The organism is Lysobacter sp. (assembly GCA_013141175.1).
Classification (GTDB): Bacteria; Pseudomonadota; Gammaproteobacteria; order Xanthomonadales; family Xanthomonadaceae; genus Lysobacter_I.
This window is the reverse complement of the sequence record JABFRN010000001.1, coordinates 3,916,388-3,939,634: the sequence shown is the minus strand read 5'-3', so window position 1 is coordinate 3,939,634 and position 23,247 is coordinate 3,916,388. Positions and strand designations below refer to the sequence as shown.

At 61.4% G+C, this 23,247-nt stretch carries 25 protein-coding genes, 2 tRNA genes and 2 other RNA genes; 20 read left to right on the top strand and 9 right to left on the bottom strand.

What is annotated here, in order from left to right; all coding sequences use genetic code 11:
- Positions 1-768: 768 nt before the first annotated feature.
- From HOP03_17130 to HOP03_17070, 13 genes are all read left to right on the top strand, one after another.
- The gene (locus tag HOP03_17130; protein ID NOT89879.1) at positions 769-1,497 is read left to right on the top strand and encodes an SDR family oxidoreductase; all 729 of its coding nucleotides are present in this window, start codon (positions 769-771) and stop codon (positions 1,495-1,497) included.
- 20 nt (positions 1,498-1,517) lie between these two features.
- On the top strand, positions 1,518-1,784 hold the full coding sequence (locus HOP03_17125; GenBank protein ID NOT89878.1) for an acyl carrier protein: 267 nt from the start codon (positions 1,518-1,520) through the stop codon (positions 1,782-1,784).
- 26 nt (positions 1,785-1,810) lie between these two features.
- The gene (locus tag HOP03_17120; protein ID NOT89877.1) at positions 1,811-2,266 is read left to right on the top strand and encodes a hypothetical protein; all 456 of its coding nucleotides are present in this window, start codon (positions 1,811-1,813) and stop codon (positions 2,264-2,266) included.
- Complete coding sequence (locus HOP03_17115) at positions 2,263-3,501, top strand: hypothetical protein (protein NOT89876.1); 1,239 nt, start codon at positions 2,263-2,265, stop codon at positions 3,499-3,501. Before HOP03_17120 ends, HOP03_17115 begins: the two co-directional genes overlap by 4 nt.
- Positions 3,498-4,442, top strand: coding sequence for a hypothetical protein (locus HOP03_17110; protein NOT89875.1), 945 nt, complete (start codon positions 3,498-3,500; stop codon positions 4,440-4,442). Before HOP03_17115 ends, HOP03_17110 begins: the two co-directional genes overlap by 4 nt.
- A gap of 111 nt (positions 4,443-4,553) precedes the next feature.
- Positions 4,554-5,984, top strand: coding sequence for a GNAT family N-acetyltransferase (locus tag HOP03_17105; protein ID NOT89874.1), 1,431 nt, complete (start codon positions 4,554-4,556; stop codon positions 5,982-5,984).
- A 150-nt stretch (positions 5,985-6,134) separates the two neighbouring features.
- A complete protein-coding gene (locus HOP03_17100; GenBank protein ID NOT89873.1) occupies positions 6,135-6,851 on the top strand; it encodes a hypothetical protein in 717 nt (238 codons plus the stop codon).
- Entirely contained in the window at positions 6,848-7,513 is a 666-nt protein-coding gene (locus tag HOP03_17095) for an ABC transporter ATP-binding protein (protein NOT89872.1), read from the top strand. The genes HOP03_17100 and HOP03_17095 overlap by 4 nt, the downstream gene beginning before the upstream one ends.
- Positions 7,510-8,730: an ABC transporter permease gene (locus HOP03_17090; protein ID NOT89871.1), complete on the top strand. Its 1,221-nt coding sequence runs from the start codon at positions 7,510-7,512 to the stop codon at positions 8,728-8,730. Before HOP03_17095 ends, HOP03_17090 begins: the two co-directional genes overlap by 4 nt.
- The gene (locus HOP03_17085) at positions 8,727-9,470 is read left to right on the top strand and encodes an outer membrane lipoprotein-sorting protein (GenBank protein ID NOT89870.1); all 744 of its coding nucleotides are present in this window, start codon (positions 8,727-8,729) and stop codon (positions 9,468-9,470) included. The genes HOP03_17090 and HOP03_17085 overlap by 4 nt, the downstream gene beginning before the upstream one ends.
- Positions 9,471-9,495: 25 nt before the next feature.
- The gene (locus HOP03_17080; protein ID NOT89869.1) at positions 9,496-10,716 is read left to right on the top strand and encodes a hypothetical protein; all 1,221 of its coding nucleotides are present in this window, start codon (positions 9,496-9,498) and stop codon (positions 10,714-10,716) included.
- A gap of 70 nt (positions 10,717-10,786) precedes the next feature.
- Positions 10,787-11,575, top strand: coding sequence for a hypothetical protein (locus tag HOP03_17075; protein ID NOT89868.1), 789 nt, complete (start codon positions 10,787-10,789; stop codon positions 11,573-11,575).
- Positions 11,572-12,132 carry a hypothetical protein gene (locus tag HOP03_17070; protein NOT89867.1) on the top strand — a complete coding sequence of 187 codons (561 nt, stop codon included), beginning with the start codon at positions 11,572-11,574 and terminating at the stop codon, positions 12,130-12,132. The genes HOP03_17075 and HOP03_17070 overlap by 4 nt, the downstream gene beginning before the upstream one ends.
- 14 nt (positions 12,133-12,146) lie before the next feature.
- On the opposite strand, the gene HOP03_17065 is transcribed toward HOP03_17070, so the two are convergent.
- The 3 genes from HOP03_17065 to smpB all read right to left on the bottom strand — a co-directional run bounded on the left by HOP03_17065 (position 12,147) and on the right by smpB (position 13,482).
- Positions 12,147-12,329: a hypothetical protein gene (locus HOP03_17065; protein NOT89866.1), complete on the bottom strand. Its 183-nt coding sequence runs from the start codon at positions 12,327-12,329 to the stop codon at positions 12,147-12,149.
- A 149-nt stretch (positions 12,330-12,478) separates the two neighbouring features.
- Positions 12,479-12,832: a transfer-messenger RNA gene (gene ssrA / locus HOP03_17060) on the bottom strand.
- Between the two features lie 122 nt (positions 12,833-12,954).
- On the bottom strand, positions 12,955-13,482 hold the full coding sequence (gene smpB, locus HOP03_17055) for an SsrA-binding protein SmpB (protein ID NOT89865.1): 528 nt from the start codon (positions 13,480-13,482) through the stop codon (positions 12,955-12,957).
- A gap of 61 nt (positions 13,483-13,543) precedes the next feature.
- Here smpB and HOP03_17050 point away from each other — a divergent pair, with 61 nt between their 5' ends.
- Both HOP03_17050 and HOP03_17045 read left to right on the top strand, forming a co-directional pair.
- Entirely contained in the window at positions 13,544-13,975 is a 432-nt protein-coding gene (locus tag HOP03_17050) for a type II toxin-antitoxin system RatA family toxin (GenBank protein NOT89864.1), read from the top strand.
- Positions 13,976-13,977: 2 nt separating this feature from the next.
- A complete protein-coding gene (locus HOP03_17045) occupies positions 13,978-14,238 on the top strand; it encodes an RnfH family protein (GenBank protein NOT89863.1) in 261 nt (86 codons plus the stop codon).
- Positions 14,239-14,251: 13 nt separating this feature from the next.
- Here the strand turns inward: HOP03_17045 and HOP03_17040 are convergent, their stop codons facing one another.
- Positions 14,252-14,668, bottom strand: coding sequence for an outer membrane protein assembly factor BamE (locus tag HOP03_17040; GenBank protein NOT89862.1), 417 nt, complete (start codon positions 14,666-14,668; stop codon positions 14,252-14,254).
- A gap of 136 nt (positions 14,669-14,804) precedes the next feature.
- On the opposite strand from HOP03_17040, the gene fur reads away from it, so the two are divergent.
- Positions 14,805-15,209: a ferric iron uptake transcriptional regulator gene (gene fur / locus HOP03_17035; protein NOT89861.1), complete on the top strand. Its 405-nt coding sequence runs from the start codon at positions 14,805-14,807 to the stop codon at positions 15,207-15,209.
- Between the two features lie 130 nt (positions 15,210-15,339).
- Here the strand turns inward: fur and ffs are convergent.
- Positions 15,340-15,436, bottom strand: an RNA gene (ffs, locus tag HOP03_17030) — signal recognition particle sRNA small type.
- Positions 15,437-15,889: 453 nt separating this feature from the next.
- Here ffs and HOP03_17025 point away from each other — a divergent pair.
- Both HOP03_17025 and HOP03_17020 read left to right on the top strand, forming a co-directional pair.
- Positions 15,890-16,375 (top strand): DUF1249 domain-containing protein, encoded by a 486-nt coding sequence (locus HOP03_17025; protein NOT89860.1) that lies wholly within the window; start codon positions 15,890-15,892, stop codon positions 16,373-16,375.
- Positions 16,376-16,578: 203 nt separating this feature from the next.
- A complete protein-coding gene (locus HOP03_17020; protein ID NOT89859.1) occupies positions 16,579-17,583 on the top strand; it encodes a hypothetical protein in 1,005 nt (334 codons plus the stop codon).
- 88 nt (positions 17,584-17,671) lie between these two features.
- On the opposite strand, the gene HOP03_17015 is transcribed toward HOP03_17020, so the two are convergent.
- The 4 genes from HOP03_17015 to HOP03_17000 all read right to left on the bottom strand — a co-directional run bounded on the left by HOP03_17015 (position 17,672) and on the right by HOP03_17000 (position 20,774).
- A tRNA-Glu gene (locus HOP03_17015) sits at positions 17,672-17,747 on the bottom strand.
- Positions 17,748-17,805: 58 nt separating this feature from the next.
- Positions 17,806-17,881, bottom strand: a tRNA-Ala gene (locus HOP03_17010).
- An 80-nt stretch (positions 17,882-17,961) separates the two neighbouring features.
- Positions 17,962-19,242, bottom strand: coding sequence for an FAD-binding oxidoreductase (locus HOP03_17005; protein NOT89858.1), 1,281 nt, complete (start codon positions 19,240-19,242; stop codon positions 17,962-17,964).
- A gap of 167 nt (positions 19,243-19,409) precedes the next feature.
- The gene (locus tag HOP03_17000; protein ID NOT89857.1) at positions 19,410-20,774 is read right to left on the bottom strand and encodes a glutamine synthetase; all 1,365 of its coding nucleotides are present in this window, start codon (positions 20,772-20,774) and stop codon (positions 19,410-19,412) included.
- 237 nt (positions 20,775-21,011) lie between these two features.
- On the opposite strand from HOP03_17000, the gene HOP03_16995 reads away from it, so the two are divergent.
- Together HOP03_16995 and HOP03_16990 are read left to right on the top strand one after the other, a co-directional pair.
- Positions 21,012-21,779 carry a gamma-glutamyl-gamma-aminobutyrate hydrolase family protein gene (locus HOP03_16995; GenBank protein NOT89856.1) on the top strand — a complete coding sequence of 256 codons (768 nt, stop codon included), beginning with the start codon at positions 21,012-21,014 and terminating at the stop codon, positions 21,777-21,779.
- Between the two features lie 4 nt (positions 21,780-21,783).
- Positions 21,784-23,214: a glutamine synthetase gene (locus tag HOP03_16990; GenBank protein NOT89855.1), complete on the top strand. Its 1,431-nt coding sequence runs from the start codon at positions 21,784-21,786 to the stop codon at positions 23,212-23,214.
- Positions 23,215-23,247 lie beyond the last annotated feature (33 nt).

The window sequence follows — 23,247 nt, the reverse complement described above, 5'->3', positions numbered from 1 at the left end:
TGGGGATCCAGGTTATCGACGGTCAACCATTCGCCTGGCAATGCGTTCGATATCTATGCGCAGCGATATAAGGGGGCTGGAATGCCCGAATTGGATGAAGTCTGCATGTGCGATGGAATGAATATGGAAATCGTCGTGGAAACCGGTAATCGTCGCGTCGAGTGCGATCGTGCGATACCTCCGCAGCTGTTATTGAATATCGGTGATTGTCGCCTCTTCGGCAGTGCTGCACGGCAGTAGGCTGAAGACGGGCGCTTGGCTCTTTTGCGGCGCCGAAGCATTGATGGCTCAAGTTCCACCGCGGACGGAGCCGGAACGGAATGAACAGGAAAAGGAGAAGCCTCAAATCTGATCGTCCTTGCATGATTGCTGGAGCAAGCGGACATACCCGGGAATGAACAGCAACTCGTCCATTCGAAATGGACGATGTGTCATGGCTTTGTAATTTTCCCGACTCCATCCATCCGATCATGTTTGCCCGGGACAATAGAAGTCCCAGGCATGCCGTCCGCGCGCCCGGTAGCGCAGATGTCACACAACTGATGAATTGTAGTCGAGCGGACGGTGCGGGGGCGCACACGTCGAAGTGGTTGGGCTGCCGGTTGAAAGCAGATCAAGCATTGTTCGAGATGGGGATGTTGCCGCTCCCGATGCATGGACGGCATCGCTTGCGCAAAAAAGCAGGATAGGCGTCGAACCGAAGTTTCGGTCAGCATCTCCCGATCGGGCGATGCATGTTGGAAACACGTAAAAAACAGGGAGAAGTCAATGTCGAAGCGTCCTTGCCTGGTGGTTGGAGCAAGCGGAAATATCGGGGAGGAAATCGCCGCCCATCTGTTGAAAAGCGGGCGTCGCGTAGCGCTGACGCATTCCCCCAGGTCCCGTCCATCCGAGCATGTGCCTCAGGACGACGAGAATGTCCGCTGGTACGGTGTCGATGTATGCGACAGCGCGGATGTCGCGCGTTTGGTGCAGGCGGTCGAACGCGATTTCCAAGGCGCACCCGACCTCGTCTACTGCGCGGGTATCGTGAAGGACGGATCCATTTCGCTGATCTCCGATGAAGCATGGAATGCGGTGATCCAGACGAATCTCACGGGTGCTTTCAATTTCGTGAGGGCGCTTTCCAAGTCCTTGATGGTCGTGGGTGATGGCCGCATCGTCATGATCGGCTCGGTATCCGCGACGAAGGGTAATCCCGGCCAGCTCAGCTATGCGGCTGCAAAGGCCGGAATGGAGGGGATGTGCAGGGTCATCGCCGTGGAACTGGGGAGATTCGGCGTGACCTGCAATGTTGTTTCCCCCGGCGTCATCGAGAGCCGAATGATCAAGGAAACGCCGACGCCAGCAATTCAACGGTTGCTGAAGAATACCCCTCTTCGTTCATTCGGAAAGCCCTCCGACGTGGCAGGACTGGTCGGCTTTCTGCTGGGCGAAGAAGGGCGGTACATCACTGGACAGACGATACAAATCGACGGCGGCATGACCGCACTTTAAAAAAGGAAAGGAGGACAATCGTGGCTGATATCAATACTGGTGAAATCAAAGAAATCGTCGAAATCGCGCTGGATCGCGAGCTTGATGAGTTTTCCATGGATGCCAACTTCTACGAAGACTACGCGATGGATTCTCTCGGCGCCGTGGCTCTCGTCGTGGAAGTGCAGAAGCGCTACGACGTGCGTATCCCCGACGAGCGCATGCCCGAAGTGAGAACCGGCGCGCAACTCAAGGCGATCGTATTGGAGCTGGCTGAAGCCAATGAAGAAAGGAATGTCACCGCATGACGGACGCAGACGTCGCATTTCCGCAAATGCTCGACTATCACCAGATCGTACGCCTCGTCCCGTATCGTTCGCCGTGGCTGCTGCTGGATAGAGTCGTCCGCTGGGACAACAAGACCATCGTCGTGCAGAAATCGATATCCGGCGCCGATCCGATGATGGCGGCGCACCTCGCCGACGGTCCTTCGATCATGCCTGGGGTCCTCTACATCGAATTCGTAGGGCAGGCCACCATGCTGCTTGGAGTGCTGTCCAGCGGCGGAAAAAAAGGCAATGAAGGCGTCGGCGTCCTGGCTCGCTGCAAGGGAGAGTTCCTGTCTCCGGCGTTCATCGGCGAAACGATCACTGCCGAGGTCACCATCAGCGATGTCATCGCGGGGAAAACCATCTACGAGGGTGTTGTGCACGCTGGTGATCGACTGATCTGCCGGGTCTCGGGCATCGGCGCGCTGATCAATACGCCCGTCGCTTCGAACGCACTTTGATTCCTTCCAACTCGGGCCGCGCCATGATAGAGCCATACAAGAAACCGATTTCAATCTCGAAACATTGCTGCGCGATCGCGAATATCGGCAGCAGCTGGGACGAATGCTGGGACGCGTTGCTGGAGGGGCGAAGAGTCTTCTCGAACGGCGCGGATCTGATTCCCAACTGGCCTGACAGCCCACCGTTGTCCGCGATTCTCGATTTCCCCGGCGTCGACGGGCAGCCGCCCTTCAATCGGCGCACCGGCGTGCTCGCGAAAATCGTGGGTACCCGGATGCGGCACGCTGTAGACGATCTGCTCGAGGTCAACCCGCAGATCAGATTGTCGCTGATGGTGGCGACATCCCACGGCGACCCTGGCCCGCTTTCCGAAATCGTCGATTTCCGCCAGGCGAACATTCCAGACGACACGATCTCCATGTCGACCTGGGAAGGCGTGGTGGTCGACAACCTGATCAAGGAAGTCAACGCGGGACTTGGTCGTTCCTTGCCGGGAACGACGACGTCCGCGGCATGCGCGTCCTGTCTCGTGGCGCTGTCCTATGCGGCCGATCGCATCAATGCAGGCCTGAGCGATGCCGTGCTCCTGGTCGCGATCGACACGCTGTCGCGGGTTGCGTCCGTGGGTTTCAACAATATCGGCGCGATGTCCAAGAACGGCTGCCGCCCATACGACCTCGATCGGGACGGTACGACCGTAGGCGAAGGCGCCGTTGCGATGCTTCTGACGCGCGATGGTTTGATCGCCGCCCATGACGTCTTCGGTCTGGTTTCGGGTACGTCCGTATTCTGCGATGCCGCGCATATGGTCGAACCGAATCCGGTTGGCGTCGCCAGCGTCGTGCACACGGCGATGCAGCAGGCGGGCCTGCAACCCGACGATGTCAAAGGCATTTTCTGGCATGGCACCGGCACGCGCCAGAACGACAAGACCGAAGCCGCCGTCGCCAAGATCGTCTTCGGCGACAAGTCTCCGCTTTGCACTTCCACGAAGGGATCCCTGGGACACACCATGGGTGCATCCGGAGGTTTCAATGTCCTTGCCGCTTGCGAAGCCAACAGGCGGGGGATATTTCCGCATGTCGTCGGCACCACGAATCCCGAGTACGAGAACATGACGTTGGCCTTGGGCAAGCCTCATGCCGTCGAACCGGGCCCCATGCTCGTCACCGCGCTCGGCTTCGGCGGTATCAATGCCGCCGCGGTCATTCTGCCTCCGGAGACAGTGCAATGAGCATCGTCATGTTCGAGAACGGGCCATACGTCAATTCCATCGGCTGGACCAACAAGCCGGATCATGCCGTGGTTGCCGCGACCAAAGCGCTCTATTCGTCGATGGTGAATCCGGTCGAATTCGACGGCGCTGGCGGCTATCGAGTGAAGGATGGAGATGCCGCCTGCGTCCCGACGGATTTGCCGCTGCCGCTCATGCGCAGCAGCGGTGTCGCGCGCGCGCGGTCGGCCGCGAAAAGTACCATCTTCGCCGCGCTGCTCGGCAAGGAGCTGATCGCAACGGTTTCCGCGCGCAGCGACTACAACGGGGATAGAACCGGCGTCGCGGTCGCATCGAGTACCGCGATCACGCCCATCGCCTGGGAGTTCGAGACCGTCGGTTTGCACAAGGGCTGGTCGAAAACCGACACCATGCTCCTGCCCAGTTCGATTCCAAGCGCGATCACGACGCAGACATCCGCGGTCTTCGATACGCATGCCGCGGCGATCGCATTCCAGGATGGCGCATTCGGCGTGTGTGCGGCGATCGAGCATGCATACCTGTCGTTCGCGCACAATCGCTCCGACTACTTCCTGGTGATCGGATCCGAGGAAATCTGCGGTGTGCAGTGCGACGCGCTGGATGCGCTGAACGACGACCGACCTCGGATCGATGGCGCCTCGGGCCTGGTCCTCGGCAAGTCGCCGTGTACCCCCGACGACTGGCGGCTCGCGTTCTGCTTCAACGCCATGAGCGACGAACAGTCCGCGCTCCCCGGAGGTTGGGGGGATGCCGAAGTCCTGGATCTGAGCATTTCGGGAAGTGCGACAGTCTTCACCGCGACCCTGGTTCCGTACGCGCTTCATCAACTCTTCGAGCGTGCGGGGAGCCGGGCGGTGCTGGTCTGTTCGATGCCGGAGCGGGGCAAGTACTTCGTCGGATTCGAGCGTCCGCTGAACTGACGTCGGCGGCGAGCGGACGCGGCGCCTGCGCGTGGATCGTGAGTGTGCGGGTGAGGCTCGCACCTTCCGGTATGCGCCGCGTCGCCCGCGCTTCGCAACCGGACGGTATCGATGGCCATTCCTTTGCGCACTCGCAAGGGACAGGCCGGTCCGGAAGGATGTCGTACCGGACCGTCGCCGAAGCCGATCGGCGGAATGGAATTGGATGGATTTGCCTGGAAGAAATACAGAATGGCCAGTGTCGAAGCGATCGCCGGAAATATCGAGAAGGACGAGAAGGAAACGCTGTTCCCAGTGTTGTTCATGTTCCTGTCCTTCGGGAGCATGATCGCCAGTCTGGGTCTGATTTCGCTGTTCCAGGATTACTACGCCTACGCCATGTGCGCGTTGCTGTATGTCGCGGTTGTCGCGATCGAGCTTCGATTCCGCATCAGATCGCCCATCTCGATCTCCATGCTCGGGTTGTACGCGGGATTGGCGCTTCTCGACTACGTCACCAAGGACTATACGGGCTACGCTGGCATCATCATCTTCGCCTGGTTGACGCTCCTGTCGTCGATACTGCTGCTGTACGGAAAGCCTTTCACGGCGTTCTACTCGAATGGAAAAGGGCTGCGGTCGCTCCATATGGCGTCATCGCTGATCTGGACCGCCGCTTATGCAATGTCGCTGCTTGCGAGCGTTCTGCTGATACCCGATGTGCTGTATGTGATCGTTCCCTTCGTCCTGTGCATCGCCGCCGGATTGTTGGGTATTTTCCTGAATCTCGCCTGGTTCGGTCGCGGCAATGGCCGTCAGGACCATTTCGGTATCGAGGAATTCGAATTCCGTCGCCTCCTTCCGGACTCGCCGCAGTTCCCGCCGTTCTGCGATTTCTATGCGAGGCAGATCTATCGGCCCGGCGACGACGGCAACTCGAAAACGATCGAAGACATCGCCGAGGTCGTCTCCACGACGGAAACGGCGCTTGGCATGGATTCCTATGTGTTCGTCGCCGAGCACGAGGGCCGGATCGTCGGATGCATCCGCTGCGTGCTCGACAGGGAGGGGCGGCCTTTCCCGTTGGAAACGGAAATGTCCTCGACCTTCGACCCGTTGCGGAAGATCGGAAAGGTGATGTACGTCGGGCGTCTGGCGGTGGATCATGCCTATCGGGAACGGCCCGACGTGCTGAACGGAATTTTCAAGTGTTTTCTGGATCTTTGCCTGAGCGAGGATGTTTCCTTCGTGGTCGCCGAAGGTTTTTCACATCGTTTGCCGACTTATCTGAAACTTGGGTTCGAGATACTTTTCGAGCGCTCCGACAAGCGCCATGCGATCAAGATGTCCCATGGCTACATCTGCTATCCGGTCTACATGAATTTCGCCTACCTGGTGTTCAATCGCGACGACGTGACTCTGAAGAAATATCATTTTTCAGATTTCATCAATCCGTATCTCGCGGAACGATGGTACAAGCGGTCCGCTTTGCGTTATTTCTTCAGAACGCGCCGGCTATGGCCGTGGCGCTTCACACTGCAACAGGTCAGGGGGATCCTCTAGCAGAATGTTGAAAAAGCAGCCTGGTGGACGCCAGGAAGCAGCCTCGGCGAGGCGGAACGCGCAAGCGACCGGCCTGCCGGAGACGGATCCGGCAGGCGCAGGATTCACGACTCGAAAAGCGCACGCGCTGTGTTTTTTTCGACAACCTGTTTGGAATCGAACGAAAGGAGATGTCGGGTGAGTTGTTCACGGTACTTCACTTGCTTTGTGGCGGTCATGTTGTCGGTTTCGTTCCTGGTCTCGGCGCAGGAGGTCCCCTACGGCGTCGAGAACCGGCAGAAACTCGATGCGATCCTGAAAGAGGCGAAAGTGCATCTCGCGTCCAACGCCGATGACGCGGGCTGGCTGAAGACGGCAGGCATCGCCAGTCATCAGCTGGCGTGGCTCAAAGTGGATTCGGCTTCGGAGGATGCGGTCCAATACCTGAAGCGCGCCTCCAGCATGCGCCCGGCCGACACGGAGCTGTTGGCGTATCTCGGCAGTTCCCATGCGATGCTCGCAAGGGACAGCAGCCTGACCGTCAACAAGATCAGCAACACGAACAAGGGATTGGCCTTGCTGGATCGCGCCGTCCGGCGGGAGCCCGACAACCTGACCGTGCGGATCATCCGGGGCAGCGTTGCATACGAATTGCCGCCGATGTTCTCCAGGGAGAAGACGGCACAGGATGACTACCTGTTCGTGCTGAAGGCCGCGAAAGCGGGCGCGCGGGTCACTCCGGAGCGGCTCTCCGAGATCTATTTCAAGCTGGGACAATTGGCCGCGAAGCGCAAGCAGATCGATGTCGCCGACAAGTTCTACGCCAAGGCCCGGAGTGTCGCTCCCCGGTCCGCCTGGGCGGAGAAGGCGAGGAAGGCCAGCCGATGATCGAGCTTCAGGCGGTATCCCATACCTATCGGATCGGAGATCAGCGCACCAGCGCGATCCGCGATGTCGATTTCACCGTGGAGGAGGGCGAGATCGTCTCGATCGCCGGCCCATCCGGAAGCGGAAAGTCGACCATGTTGAGCATCATGGGATGCCTGCTGACGCCCGACAGCGGTGCCGTGCGGATCATGGGCAAGGACATGTCGCTTCAGTGCGACGCGACGAAAGCCGAGATCAGGCGCCTCCATATCGGATTCATCTTCCAGTCGTTCAATCTCATTCCAGTGCTGAGCGCATTCGAGAACATCGAGTATCCGCTGATCATCGGCGGCATCGTCGGCGCCGAGCGGAAGCGGCGCGTTGCGACCATCCTCGAGCGGGTCGGGCTCGCGCAGCATCAGACAAAGCGGCCGGATCAATTGTCCGGCGGCCAGAAGCAGCGGGTGGCGATCGCGCGCGCGCTGGTCACGAACCCCGGGTTCGTCCTGGCGGATGAGCCGACCGCGAATCTGGACAGCCATACGGCGTCGGAAATCCTCGCGCTGATGTCCGAGTTGAACCGGGAGCTGAAGACCGCATTGATCTTCTCGACGCACGACCCGAAAGTCTCCGCGTTCGCGCACAAACAGGTTCGCCTCGAAGACGGGAAGTTGGTCGCATGAATACATGGAAGCTCGCGCTGCGGAATGTCTTCCGCAACAAGCGGCGCACGGCCATCACGTTCCTGTCGATCATCTCGGCGGCCTCCGCGATCATCGTGTTCGGCGGGTTCATCGATTTTTCCTTCGAAGGATTGAGGGAAACCACGATCAGGACGCAACTGGGCCATTTCCAGGTCGCCAAGAAGGGCTACTTCGAGCAGGGCGCCGGGCTTTCCGAGCAGTATCTGATCGCAAACCCGGCGGAGATCGAAGCAGACATCAGGCGCTCGCCCCTCGTCAGCGCGACGACCTGGCGGCTTTCCGGATCGGGATTGATCAGCAATGGCGAAACGACGCTGTCCGCCCGCCTGATCGGCGTCATGCCGGAGCGCGAAGAGGAGTTCTCTGCATTCGAGATCGTCCTGGAAGGCAGGCAGCTCGATGAAGATACGCCCGATGGCTGCGTGATCGGTTCCGGGCTGGCGAAAGGGCTTCATGCCTCGGAAGATGCATCGCTCACCATCCTCAGCACGACGCTGGACGGTGTGGTGAATGCGATCGACTGCAGGGTGGTCGGTATCATCAGGACCGCGTCGAAAGAGTACGACAACGTCTACGTGAAAGTGCCGCTTCCACTGTTGCAAAGTCTGGTCGATACGAAGAAGGTCGAAAAAATACTGGTACTGGCGAACGACACCCGGCAAACGCCGGAACTGCGGAAGGTCGTGGAAACGTCGCTGAAGAAACGGCCGGAGCTGGAATACAAAAGCTGGCTCGATCTGGCGGAGTTCTACCGGGGCGTGGTCAATCTCTACACCAGCATCTTCAGCCTGACCGCGATCGTGCTCGGTGTCGTGGTGTTCCTGAGCATCGCGAACACGATGGGAATGTCGGCATTCGAGAGATTCCGCGAAATCGGCACGCTCAGGGCCATCGGTCAGACGCGCGCCGGCATCGTGAAGATGTTCATGTATGAGGGAATCCTGATCGGAATCATCGGGGGTCTGCTCGGCCTGATCGCAGGCAGCCTGCTGGCATACGGCATCAATGCACTCGGAGGCATCGATGTCGCGGCGCCGCCGGGCATGTCTTCGGGGTATACGGCGTTCATCAATCTCAGCCCGAAAGCGTTCCTGTATGCATTCCTCACATCGGTGGCGGCATCCACGCTGTCATCGTTCTATCCCGGGTATCTGGCCTCGCGGCTGGACATCATAAAGGCGCTTCACCACTCATGAGACTCATCAACATCCTCTCCGTTTGTCTGGTTTTCCTGGTCTGCGCAGCCGGGGCGCGCGCGCAGGATATGGCGGCGGCCGACATCCTCAAGAAAACGGATGCGGTCCGGTCGCCGTCTCCCAATTTCGTCTTCACCGTGCACCTGCAATCGAAAACCCGTTCCGGGCAAAGCGAGAGCGAATTCGAAGTCTCGGTGCGCGAAAGCACCAAGAGCCTGGTGCTGTACCGCCAACCGCTCAAGCAGCGCGGGCGCGCCATGCTGCTGGACGGCCCGAACATGTGGATCCATATCCCCGGGACGAACCGCCCCATCCGCATCTCGGCCCAGCAGCAACTCGTCGGCGCGGTATCCAACGCGGATGTGGCGCGCGTCGTCTTCAGCATCGACTACGACACCGATCGCATCGAAAAACTCCGCATGGGCGATGTGCCGGCGCTCAAACTTTCGCTGCGGGCCAAACAGCGCACATCGAGCTACCAGACGGTCAACCTGTGGGTCGGCGATCAGGATTACCGGCCCCTCAAGGCGGAGTTCTTCTCCCTGTCCGGGAAGCTCGTCCGGACCATTCACTACGGGGGCTACAAATCCGTGCTGGGCAGGCTGCGCCCCACCGTGCTGGAGATTTCCGATGCGATCAATCCTTCGGTGAGCGCGACGCTCACCTTCTCGAATTTCAAGGTCAAGGAAACGCCTGCGGAGTATTACCAGCCCTCATACCTGGGGAGGCTCTCGCATTAGCCGTTTCCGGCTCGCGTGCGCGCTGATGCTCTGCCTCCGGGCGGGCGTGTGCGCCGCGGGCGATGAAGTCATTCCCGCCATGCAGGAGGAGACGCAAGACGCTCCGGCCGGCGAGTCGGAGAGCGTCGACAACGAACGCTTTGCGCTCTCCGGATATGTCGGTTTGCGCGCACTGCACGACATCCAGGGACACGGGAACAGCGCGAGCCGCGGTTCCATCGTTGCCGTGGTCAAGGGAAAGCTGGATCTCGATGACAGCACGCTCGCGTTGCAGCTGAGGCCGGAGTTCGCACGATCTTCGCAGTCGGACGACCGTGTCGCGCAGGTCCACGTGGATGAATTGAACTGGGAAATGGAGATCACGACGTCCGCATTCGTGTTCGCGGGCAGGAAGCGGATCGTGAATGGCGTCGCGCTCGGGAGGAATCCTAGCGATTTCCTCAACCTCGGCAAGCCGGAAGACCGGACGTTGGCGGACGAAGATCGCCGCGCCGAAAAGAAAGGGGACGATCTCGTCGGCGTGTCGTACTTCGGCCCGACATACAGCCTGCAGGGCGCTGTCGCGTCGGCGGAGGAGGGCGGTCGACGGATCAGGGCGTTCCTGCAACTGACCGGAAGGCTCGATCGCCTGACGACCGATTATTCCGTCATCGGCTATTACGCCGACAACCCAGGCCTGGGGCTGAATCTCTCGACGGCCATCGGCGACAAGATGACCGCATATGCAGAGATCGCCGTGCGCAAGGATCGCGATCGACGGAAACCCTTCCGGGATGCGCAGAATGCGTTGGCCGGTACGACCGGGGATCGCCGTAGATGGTTTCCCGATCTTGTCATCGGCGGCCAATACACATCGGAACGGGGACAGACGTTCACTGCCGAGTATTGGAGAAACGCCAACGGATATTCGGATTCCGAGTTTTCCGGCATGGAACGCTCGCTTCTCACCGGCCAGGGAAACGTACCATTGGCTGCAAGCCTGATCGGCACGCCGTCCCTGCGGCGCGAAAAGATGTTTTTCCGCATCAGCGATATGAAGCTGAAGGAGAACCTCCAGTTGGAAGCGACGATGATATTCAGCCTGGACGACCGCAGCAGGTTCCTCCGTGGTGCGCTCATCTGGGATGTCGCCGAAGCCGATTCCATCAAGGCGGGCGTGGATAGGTTCACGGGATCGGAGTTCAGCGAATACGGAGTGAACCCCGTCGATACGAGACTGTTCGTCATCTACAAAAGGTATTTTTGAGCCGATGCCTACGCCTCCAACCGCGCCCGATGGTGGGCTGATCCCGTTCCCGATTTCCGGGCGTTACTCCGTGGAACTCGACGACTCGCTGCACGTCCTGTGGTCCACCTGGCTCGATTCCGGAACACCATGCTTCAGCCGCGAGCTTCTGCAGGACATGCAGTACGGCATTTCGACCATCATGGATGGGACCTTCCAGGCATCGGATTCATTGCGGTATTTCGTGATGCGGTCCAGATGGGCGGACGTGTTCATGCTCGGCGCGGATCTTGGATATTTTCAGGAAATGATCCTGTCCCAAGACAGGAGAGCGCTGACGGAATATGCGCGGCAGTCTGCGGACATGATGCATGCCCTGCATTCCGGCTTCGGGAAAGGCGTGGCATCCATCGCCCTGGTGCAGGGCCGCTGTGTCGGTGGAGGCTTCGAGACCGCAGTCGCCTGCGAATACATTTTCGCCGAGCGGCATTCTGAATTCAGCTTCCCGGAAATCCAGCTCGGCATCTTCCCCGGCATGGGCGCGCTCCCCATTCTGGCGAGACGTCTGTCCAAGAGCGACTACGAAGAGGTCTGTCACTCCGGAAAGACATTCGGCGCCGATGAGCTGAAAGCCAAGGGAATCGTCGACTTCGTCGTCGAGACCGGCGATGGCGAGCGCGCGGTCGTCGAGTTCGTCAGGAAGCGCCACGGCGCATTCCGGTCCCATCAGGAGATGGCGGCCATACGGAAGCGTGTCTCGCGACTTTCATTGAGCGATTTCCATGCCGGGCTTGAATGTTGGGTCGATACCGTCATGTCGCTCGACAGGAGACGGTTGGCCCTGCTTTCCCTGGCGGCACAGAAGCAGGCGATCGCATGACCCGGGCGTCCGATCGTTCGTCGAATATCGGCATGGTGGCGCAACTCCTGCAGTTCTTCCCTCTGAGTTGCTTCCTCTTCGCTGCATTCAGGCATGGGAATCCACAGCCGGAAGACTGGCTGATCGCGTTCATGGTGGGCGGTGCGGTGGCCGTGCTGCAGGTCATCCTTGCGACGATGATCTCCCGCGGTCGCCCATTGAACAGGCTGCTCCTTGGCGTGAATGCCTATCTCGCCATCGGCGGTCTGTCGGCGCTCACGAACCAGCTCTGGATTCTCCAGATGCTCGATACGCTGCGGGAAAGCGGTCTGTTCCTGTGCATTCTTGCGGTGGGCGTTCTCACGACCCTCGGATCCAAGGCCGGCTTCGTCGGGCAAGAGGACGGTCGCGGCGAATCGCGAACGAAGCACTATTCGTTCGCACTGCTGGCGCTGGCGATCATCGCTACGACTCCTTCCTTTTTCATCAAAGGCCAGCTGATCTTTTCGGCCGTTATCCCCATGACGTTGTTGACCATCGTCAATCGATGGTTCGTGAGCCGCATCCAACGATCCTGATTCATCGCGCATGCTCATGAGGCGCTGTCGCAATCATTGCCTGGCGATATCCGGTTTTTCCTGCGGTCGAAACCGCATTGACACGCCACCACATCGCCCCTGCGAGCGAAACGCCAGATACAGGCCGTCGCCATCGAATAGCGCTGCGCTTTCTCGGCGGGCTTGGCGTTGCGGATGAGGGGACCGGTGAGCGGCATGGGGGCAACTCCAACCCGGGACGTGTCTGCTGCCCCCATTGTTGCCCCGGATTGCGCAATCCCCTCGGGATGCCCTCGGACAACAAAAAGGCCGGAACCCTTGTCTTGCGGGGATTCCGGCCTTTCTGGGACTGCTTTGGAGCTTGAAATGGTGGAGGTGGGGGGAATCGAACCCCCGTCCGAAAGCGCGCGATCTCTGGTACTACATGCTTAGCACGACGTTCGTTCTCGGCTGACGGCAACACGACGTGCGAAGCACACCGCCAGACACACCCGCTTTATTTAAACACCGGTTGACGGGTCGCCGCCGGAGCCTGTTCCGTGATAATGACCCTACATCCACGAGCACGGGCACAAGTGGGTTCGGGGCTTACGCCTTAAGCGGCGAGAGCGTAGTTGTCGTCGTTGGCAACTAAGTTTTGCAGCTGGATTAGCGAGGAAAGCTACCCCCTCGGCATGCACCAGTGGACGTTGCTACTCCCGTCGAAGCCAAGTGCACCCCCGGGAAAGTCGATACCACTGACGGTTCCAGTATGGGGCCGGGTAGGGCGGGGTTCAAGCGCCGGACGCGCGGCTTGCCTCCGTCCCACAATGCGGGAGATGGCTGCATGAAGAGAGGCGAAGGTCAGGCGTCCTTGTTGTGCCGACGCATCGTGCGCTGCTTCTCTCGGGCCCAGTCGCGGTCCTTGGAGGCCTGGCGCTTGTCGTGGTCCTGCTTGCCCTTGGCGAGTGCGATTTCGAGTTTGACCTTGTTGCCTTTCCAGTACATCGCGGTCGGTACGATGGTGTAACCATCGCGCTGCACCTTGCCGATCAACTGGTCGATCTCGCGCCGATGCAGCAATAACTTGCGGGTGCGGCGGTCGTTGGCGACGACATGGCTGGATGCCTGGATCAGTGGGGTGAACTGGGCACCGATCAGGAACAGCTCGCCGTGCTGGATCAGGGCGTAGCCGTCGGTGATGTTGGCGCGGCCGGCGCGGATCGATTTCAGCTCCCAGCCCTGCAGCGACAGGCCTGCCTCATGGCGCTGTTCGAGGTGGTACTCGTGCCTCGCGCGTTTGTTCAGGGCAATCGTCTTGGTGACGGGCGCGCTCTTGCCCGCCTTGTCGCCCGCCTTTGCCTTATCCTTGCCGACTTTCTGCTTGCTCATTCGTCGCATTGTCCCTGATGCGGGGCAGGCTGGCGAGTCACCCCAGCGAGTCATACGCCTCATGCCGGTCATCCAACGCTCTGCTCTGGTCGAACATTCCGCCGCGAAGATGTTCGCGCTGGTCAACGACATCGCCGCGTATCCGCGCCGTTTCGACTGGTGCGAAGCGGCGGATGTCATCGAGGCCGATTCGGCACGGGTGGTGGCACGGCTGGATCTGGGGCTGGGAGGCCTGAGCACCTGGTTCACCACCGAGAACACCCTCTCGCCGCCGCACCACATCGACATGGTGTTGCGCGACGGCCCGTTCAGGAAACTGGCCGGTCGATGGCAGTTCCATGCGCTCGACGAATGCGCATGCAAGGTCACGCTGAGTCTGGATTTCGAGCCGAACAGCAAATTGCTCGGGCCGGCATTCGTATTGGGGTTCCAGTCGCTTGCGGACCGGATGGTCGACGATTTCGTGCGTGTGGCCGATCGCGGGGACGAGTAAGCATGTCCGGACGGGTCCATGTCGAGGTCGTTCAAGCGTGGCCGCGCAGGCATGAGGCGGTGTGCGTGGACCTTCCAGCGGGCTCGACGGTTGCCGAGGCGATCGCGGCGGCTGGCCTGACGCCCGGCGGGCATGCCGGGATAGCGGTATACGGCGATCCCGCGACCGGGGATCAGCGGTTGCGGGACGGGGATCGGGTGGAGCTGCTGCGTCCGCTGACGATCGACCCGAAGGAAGCCCGGCGTCGACGCGCCGGCAAGTAACGCGTGGATCGCCTCAGCGGCGCTTCTTCTTTTTGTCGTCCTTCGCCAGATTCGGTCCGAACTGACGGCCGGCATTCGCCGCCAGGGTGTCGTCCTGTTCGGCGAAATACTCGCCTTCCCACTTCGCAACCGCACCGTTTTCGAAATAGACCGTGAAATTCTTCACTTCGGTCGTTCCGCGGCGGTCGATGCGCTGGGTCGCGGTGTAGTCCCAGCGATTCTCGTTGTACGGATCGGAGATCGAGGGCGTGCCCAGCAGGCCCATGACATCCTGCTTGCTCATCCCCGTCTGCAACTGCTCCACTGCAGTCTTGTCGATCAGGTTGCCCTGGTAGATCGGTTGTTTGTACAGGATGCCGCAGCCAGTGGTGGCGATTGCGACAGCGAGAACGAGCAGAGGGGTGCGGAGCGAGTGGCGATTGGTGGGCATGAGGCGACCAGCTGGGAGGGGGTGATGCGCCCGCCGATGATACACTGGCGCCCGGCAATGCCGTCAGCCGGACCAGGAAGAGTTGTTCATCGCGGGTTGGATGCCGCCCCCCAGTTTGAACCCACGGACCGCATTCATGGAATCAACAGACCTTCGCAAGCTCGGCCTCAAAGTGACCCACCCCCGCATGCGCGTGCTGGAACTCCTGCAGCAGGCCTTGCCGCGTCACATGACCGCAGAAGACATCTATCGAAAGCTGGTCGACGATGGCGACGAGATCGGGCTGGCGACGGTCTACCGGGTGTTGACGCAGTTCGAGGCCGCCGGCCTGGTGCTGAAGCACAACTTCGAGGGCGGGCATGCGGTCTATGAGCTGGACCGCGGCGATCACCACGATCATATGGTCGACATCGAAACCGGCAAAATCACCGAGTTCGAAAGCGCCGAGATCGAGGAATTGCAGCGCAGGATCGCGGCCGAGTACGGCTTCGACATCGAGGACCATGCGCTGGTCCTGTACGTCCGAAAGAAGAAGCAATAGCCCGAAGGCCTGGCTGCCCTGCCGGGCGCCGAACCCCGTCGTTGCCGTTGCGGAAGCTCGTAAGGCACGAGGGGCGAACAGGTGTGCTCGCATCCGTTTTGGCCGCATCCATGCCGACAACATGGCGATGGCCCCGCCGGCTGACCTCGGCACCCGCATCGACCGATACCGTTGCTGCCTTCCGGCCCTGGCGGAGTTTTCGATCTAGCGTCGCGAGGGGCCGACGGGGCCACCATAGACGTTGCGTCAGCGACGCATTGATACTGGTGGAAGAAGAGGCTCTCGCTATATCGCTGTGCCTCGCCCTCCGGCGACCCGAGCCGCGTGGATCGACAGTCTTGCCGATCCGGCTAACCCGCAGCAGCGGCTTTCAATCCCTTCTCCGGCGTGTCGCCAAAATCGGGCGTCGCATCGAAGATCGCATGGTTTCAAACTGGCGCAGGTCGAGTTGGCCGAAACAAGATACCACAACCGCCCACTGCATTCAAAACCCCGGTTTTTGCCTGCTAATTGCTTGCATGGTTCACTTTCGACGCTTTGCGTAGTGCCACAAAAACCGGGCAGTTCATGCGATGAAAACCTGCGGTTCGTGGGCAGGGCGCATCAAGTTCCATCGTCCACGCGTTTTCGCGATCCGTCAATGCTGTCGCGAACCGCATGCGATGTGTACGATCCACGTCATGTCCAAAGTCGTCTCCCGCCCGATCAACGCCGCGAAGATCAACCGGTTTTCCTGGTTGATGGCGCTGTACGCGGAGAACCATCAGCGACTGCATCGCTTGTTCGTGCCGGAGGCGCTTGCCGTAGGGCGTTACGGGTCTTCGGTCGGCGATGGCCTCGATCTGCAACTCGACATCCTCGCCCAGCACGCCTACACCACGGAATTGCGCCTGAGCTACGCGATGCTCGACCCGGTGACCGGCGAGCCCGATCCTTCCGCGTACCTGCGCCTGTACCGCGACGCCAGACAGGTCGAAGCCACCCATTGCTACATCGGCCGTCGCTGGCAGGACGCCATCGGCATGTATCCGCCTGCGGCCGAAGTGCTCGATCACCGCCTGCGGATGAACACGTTCCTCGGTAAATGGCTGCAGTATCTCGATGATCGCGGGCACGGAGCGGCGGCACTGACCGCCGCGTGTGCGATGTCCGCCCCCCATCGGTAAAGCGACGTCAGCAAAGGCAGCCTCATCCGCAAAGCGGACGCATCATCGTGCGCGTTGCAAGCAACGAGTCGGAGAACGCATCGATCCTGCGATCCATGGTGCGTTTTTTTCAGGAAGTCGGTATGGATCGCAACAAGCCCGGCCGACTTGTGGAAAAGCCTGCCGTAGCAGTTCAATTCCATCGATATAAAGGGAATTTCCGCATGTCGAATCTCGTCAAGACCACGCTTTCCGTCCTGCTGCTGACCGCCGCCGTCGATGCCGTTGCATGGACGAACACCGAGTACTACTACACGCCGCAGGCGGCGGACCTCACGAAGCTCATCGTCAACAACCCCGGTTATCTTTCCGCGGCACCGCAGCCGGGGCTGAATCTGCTCGCCAACAACATCCTCAACGTCAGCAGCGGCGCCAGTTTCGCGTGGCTCAGCCCGAACACGTGGTCGGGCGCGGCGTGGACCGCGCTGGACCCGGTGGATCGCACTGCCAACAGCCAGCGCGCGAGCAAGGCCGCGGCCGAGACGACACCCGGCTACGGCTCGACCATTGTCCAGCGCAGCGGTACCTCGGTCGGCATGCATCTCAACACCTTCGGGCCGGCGTCGTTCCCGGGCGGCGCGCAACACCACTCGCTGCAGTACCGCGTCGATCTGAATCGCGTGGTCTGGAACCGGCAGGATCTGCTGTGCGTGAGCGGCACCATGAACCTGGCCTCCTCCTACACGGGCGGCGGCGTCAACCAGGCGATGATCACGCTGTATTTCGAAAACCAGGCGAACATCGCGCAGGGCTTTCACGTCAATGCGATGATGTTCGACTCGCGGCCGAGCTGGACCGTGGCCGATGCGCTGCTGATCGACACCGATGTCAATAGCGCGCACAAACCGATCGTCATCACCCATCTGCAGACGCAGAACCAGAACCAGTCGGTCTACAGCGCACCGATTCCGGGCTATGGCAACCTGCTGGAACCGTTCCGCAAAGGCAGCGTATCGCCGGGCGGCAAGGATCGCGGTTTCTGCATCAGCCCGACGCAGTTCAACCGCATGCTGACCGACATCAACACGAAATATGGCCTCGGGTTTTCGACCGTGGCCTCGAACTACATGCTGAGATACGCGCTGGTCGGTCCCGAGATATACACCGGCACCGGTCGCAGTCATATCGGGATGAACGTCGGCAGCCTGTGGGTCTATCGGCGGATCTGAGCAGACGGGGATCCCCGATTCCGTGCGCTGACCGAACGCACGCCGGAAACAAGGAAGGCCCGCTTGCGCGGGCCTTCCTTGTGGATATTGGCGTCCCCACGGGGATTCGAACCCCGGTGTCCACCGTGAAAGGGTGGTGTCCTAGGCCTCTAGACGATGGGGACGTCGTAGAACTCTGAAGCCACTTCGGATCCGGCCTAACGATCAGAAGCGTTTGAAGATTGGTGGAGCCAGGCGGGATCGAACCGCCGACCTCCTGCATGCCATGCAGGCGCTCTCCCAGCTGAGCTATGGCCCCACATGATGTGGCGAGCGCGAAAGTTTAGAGGCCGCCCCAAGGATCGTCAAGCCTCAACGGACGATTCGCCGCGTTCCGGCTCACCACAGCGCATCGCGCAGTTTGTACCAGGCCATCGCCGCGACCAGCATCGGGGTGCGGAAGGTCCGGCCGCCGGGGAAATCGTGATGCGCGATGCGCGCGAAGACGTCGAGACGTTCGTTCTGGCCACGGATCGCATCGGCGACGATGCGTCCGGCGAGGTTGGTCGCGGCGACGCCGTGTCCGGAAAAGCCCTGCGCGAAATAGACGTTCGCACCGATCCTGCCCCAGTGCGGCGCGCGGTTGAAGCTGATGTCGATGGTGCCGCCCCAGACGTGATCGAAGCCGATATCCGCCAGCTGCGGGAAAACCTTGCGCATCCGTCGGGTCATCACCCAGCCCAGATTTGGCGGCTGGAAGTTGGAGTAACTGGCACGTCCGCCGAACAGCAGGCGGTGGTCGCTGCTCAGGCGGAAGTAGTCCAGCGCCCAGTTGCAGTCCGCGACAGCCATGTCGTTGCGGATCAGCGCCTGCGCGCGTTCCGCGCCCAGCGGCGTGGTCGCGGCGATATAGGTCCCGACCGGCATGATCTTGCGATCCAGCTCCGGCGCGACGCCTTTCACCAGCGCGTTGCCGGCGAGGACCGCGAAATCGCAGCGCACCGTCCCGTGCGCGGTATGCAGCACAGGCTTCGCTCCATGGGCGATGCGCAGCACCGGGCTGGCCTCGAAAACCCGCACGCCAGCCGCGAGCGCTGCGCGACCGATGCCCAGTGCGTATTTCAGTGGATGCAGATGCCCGGCGTTGGCGTCGTACAGGCCGCCGAGATAACGTCGCGTATCAAGTCGGGTGCGCAACTGTTCGCGATCCCACCATTGCATCGGATAGTCGTAGTCGCTTTCGAGTTCGCGTTGCCAGGTCTGCAGTTCGACGATCTGTCGTGGCTTGATCGCAGCGGTCGCGTGCCCTTGGCGCCAGTCGCAGTCGATACCGTGGCGTTCGCGGCGTTCGTGGATCAGGCGCATGCCTTCGCAGGACCAGTCGAACAGCTTGCGGGCATCGTCCCGACCGACCAGCGCGGCCAGCTTGGCCTCACCGCAGCCGAAGCCGGGCAGCACCTGTCCGCCATTGCGACCCGATGCGCCCCAGCCGATGCGCTCGGCCTCGAGCACCACGACCCGGTAACCCGCTTCGGCCAACTCGAGTGCGGTCGACAAGCCGACATAGCCCGCACCGAGGATGCAGACATCGGCGTCGATGTCGCCTGCCAGCGCCGGTTGCGACTGTAGCGCTTCGGTGCTGGCGGCATACCAACTGGGCGGGTAGGGCGAACCTGTCATGGGATGCCTTGGTGTCGATCGTCATCCCCGCGAACGCGGGGATCCAGTGTCTTTGCTTTCCACAATCCGGAAGACACTGGGTTCCCGCGTTCGCGGGAACAACGTGGATTTTCTGAAGCACGATCGCGTCGAAATCGCATCAGTCGAAATCATATTCGCCAGAAAAGTCACACCGACCGCAGATACCAGTCGTATTCCAGCGTCGTCACTTCGCGGTAGAAGCTGTGCAGCTCCTTGAGTTTCTGCTGGCCGTAGATGTGCCGGAAGGTTTCGCCGAACTGGGTGGCGATGAAGTCGCTGGCCATGAAGTCGCGGATCGAATCGCGCCAGTAGGGCGTGCGGATCTCGGTCTGTTCGTAGGCGTTGCCGACCACCGGTGCGCCGGGGTCGTAACCGTGTTCGATACCGTCGAGCATCCCGGCCAGCACTGCGGCGGTGGCGAGATACACATTGGCGTCGGCGCCGGCGATGCGGTGCTCGATGCGGGTGTTCTTCTCGTCGCTGTGCGGGATGCGCATGGCCACGGTGCGGTTGTTGAAACCCCAGACCTCGTTCAGCGGCACGAACGCGTTGAGCACGAAGCGGCGGTAGCTGTTGGCGTTGGGTGCGAACAGCAGCAGGCAGTCCTGCGCACTGCGCTGCAGGCCGCCGATGGCGTGGCGCAGCGTGTCCGACGGCGCGTCCTGGGTGCAGGCGAAGATGTTGTCGCCGTTCGCATCGAGCACGCTGGCGTGGATGTGCAGGCCGCTGCCGGCCTGATCGACGAGCGGTTTGGCCATGAAACTGGCCTGAAGGCCCTGTTTCTGCGCGATCGCCTTGATCGCGCGCTTCAGATAGATCGCGTCGTCGCAGGCGAGCAGGGCATCGTCGCGATGCTTGAGGTTGATCTCGAACTGGCCGGGCGCGTACTCCGCCACGGCGGTGTCGGCCGGAATGCCCTGAGCCTTGCAGGCACAGGCGACAGCGTCGATGAAGTCGTGGAAATCGTTGAGGTCTTCGATGTAATAGACCTGCGTGCTCATGTTGCGGACGCCGGTATGCGCGTTGACCGGCGGTTGTGGGCGACCGTGGGCGTCGGGCAGGCGGTCGAAGAGGTAGAACTCCAGTTCCACCGCGACCACCGGCTTCAGGCCGCGCGCGGTGTAGCGGTCGAGCACGCGCTTCAGCACTTCGCGCGGGTTGGCCTCGAAGGTGCCGCCGTTGGCGTCTTCCATCGACAGCAGCAGTTGCGCCATCGGACGGGGCGACCACGGCACCGGTCGCAGGGTGCCCGGCACCGGCCGGCAGATCCGGTCCTCGTCGCCGATGTCGTAGCCCAGCCCGGTTTCCTCGACGGTATTGCCGGTGATGTCGGTGGCGATCAGCGACATCGGCAGGCAAACCCCGTCGGCGTAGACCTTTTCCAGCGCACTGCGGGTGACGCGCTTGCCGCGCAGCAGGCCGTTCATGTCGGGCAGGATCAGGTCGACCAGCTCGCAGTCCGGATTCTGTTGCAGTGCAAGAAGGTCTTCGGGATTGAGGCTTGCGGGCATGATATCGGTGGTCTGCTTGGGCTCGACAACAGTGTGACAGTTGCCGATGGGGGCGGGAAGGCGTCAAGAATACTCAACGGGCATCTTGCCAGTATGTCCATCGCCCTGCCTGAAATCAGTGTGATCGCGCATGGTCGCGCCGACGAATGGCCATCCTTGCCGCCGAGTGTTGCAGAAATCAAACATGCCGGATAACGTGCGGAGGACGCCCCCGAGGCCTCGCCACGAGCGTTTCGCATGTCATCCACATCGGCACGGCTACCGCTGGTGGGTCTGCCCACTGACCGCAAACTCATCGGCCCGCACCCGTTTCTGGCGGCCGGGGAGAAGTACGTTCGCGCGGTGGTCGATGGCGCCGGATGCCTGCCGCTGCTGATCCCCGGGCTGCAGCCCGCGTTGCCGTTACGGCCGCTGTTGGAAGGGCTCGACGGCATCCTGCTGAGCGGCTCGGTCAGCAATATCGAACCCCATCATTACAGCGATGAACCCAGCTATCCGGGTAATCTCCACGACCCCGCCCGCGATGAGACCAATCTGGCGCTGATTCCGCTGGCGATCGAACTGGGTCTGCCGATCCTCGCGATCTGCCGCGGGTTCCAGGAGGTCAATGTCGCTTTCGGTGGGCGCCTGCATCAGAAAGTGCATGAAGTCGACGGTTTCATGGACCATCGCGAAGACCTCGACGATCCGCTCGATGTGCAGTACGCGCCGACCCATCCGATCGCGCTGGCGCCGGGCGGACTGCTCGCGGGCATCGCCGGTGCCGAAACCGTCCAGGTCAACTCGCTGCACGGGCAGGGCATCGCGCGGTTGGGCGAAACCCTGACCGTGGAAGCGACCGCACCCGATGGTCTGATCGAAGCCTACCGCCGCGATGGCGGCGCGTTTTTGTTGGCGGTGCAGTGGCACCCGGAATGGCGTGTCGCCGAGAACGCGTTCCATCACGGCATTTTCCGCGCCTTCGGCGATGCCTGCCGCCAGCGCGCGCAACAACGGATAGGATGACCGCATGAGTCCACGCAAACCGCCCCGCAAGACCCCGTCCAGACGTGCGATCGCATCCACGGACAAGGCACCATCGCATGCCATGCAGCCGGGCGAGCCCGCATTGCTGCGCTGGCTCAAGGATCGCCGGATCACCGAGGTCGAATGCCTGGTGCCCGACATCACCGGCAACGCGCGCGGCAAGATCATCCCAGCCGACAAGTTCTCGCACGACTACGGCACGCGGTTGCCGGAAGGCATCTTCGCCACGACGGTCACCGGCGACTATCCCGACGATTATTACGATCTGATTTCGCCTTCCGACGCCGACATGCTGCTGCGTCCGGACCCGGATACCGTGCGCCTGGTGCCCTGGGCCACCGATCCGACCGCGCAGATCATCCACGACTGCTACACCAAGACCGGCGAACGCCATGAATTGGCGCCGCGCAACGTGCTCAAGCGCGTGCTCGACGCCTATGAGGCGCTGGGCCTGCGGCCGGTGGTCGCGCCGGAGGTCGAATTCTTCCTCGTGCAGAAGAATACCGACCCGGATTTCCCGCTGCAGCCGCCCGCCGGGCGCTCGGGACGGCCGGAAACCGCGCGCCAGTCGTATTCGATCGATGCAGTCAACGAGTTCGACCCGATCCTCGACCTGATGTACGACTACAGCGATGCCATGGAACTGGACGTGGATACGCTGATCCACGAATCCGGCGCGGCGCAGTTGGAAGTCAATCTCATCCATGCCGACGCCATGTCGCGCGCCGACCAGGTGTTCCTGTTCAAGCGGATGATGCGCGAGGCCGCCATGCGCCACGGCGTGTATGCGACCTTCCTCGCCAAGCCGATGGAGAACGAGCCCGGCAGTGCGATGCACATCCACCAGAGTCTGGTCGATATCAAGACCGGGCGGAATGTGTTCGCCGGCAAGGGCGAGGGCAAGCACAGCAAGATCTTCGAACACTACCTCGGCGGCTTGCAGAAATACGTGCCGATGGCGATGGCCTTCTTCGCCCCGAACGTGAATTCCTATCGCCGGCTGGCGCTGGGCCAGGTCGCGCCGATCAACGTGCAGTGGGGCTACGACAACCGCACCTGCGGCCTGCGCGTGCCGATGGATACGCCGGAGAACACGCGCGTCGAAAGCCGTTTCGCGGGTTCCGACGCCAATCCGTACCTGGCGATGGCCGGTACGCTGGCCTGCGGCCTGTTCGGCATCCGCGAGAAGCTGCAACCGACCGCGCCGCTGACCATCAGTGCGCAGGATGTGGGCTTCGAGCTGCCGCGTTCCCTGGGCGAGTCGCTGGACCAGTTGGAAAGCTGCACGATGCTGCACGACCTGATGGGCGCGCGTTTCGTGCGTGCGTACATCTCGGTCAAGCGCAAGGAATACGAAACCTTCTTCCGGGTGATCAGTTCGTGGGAACGCGAGTTCCTGCTGCTGAACGTCTGATTTCCGCCACATCGCATTGCCATTCCACCGGAA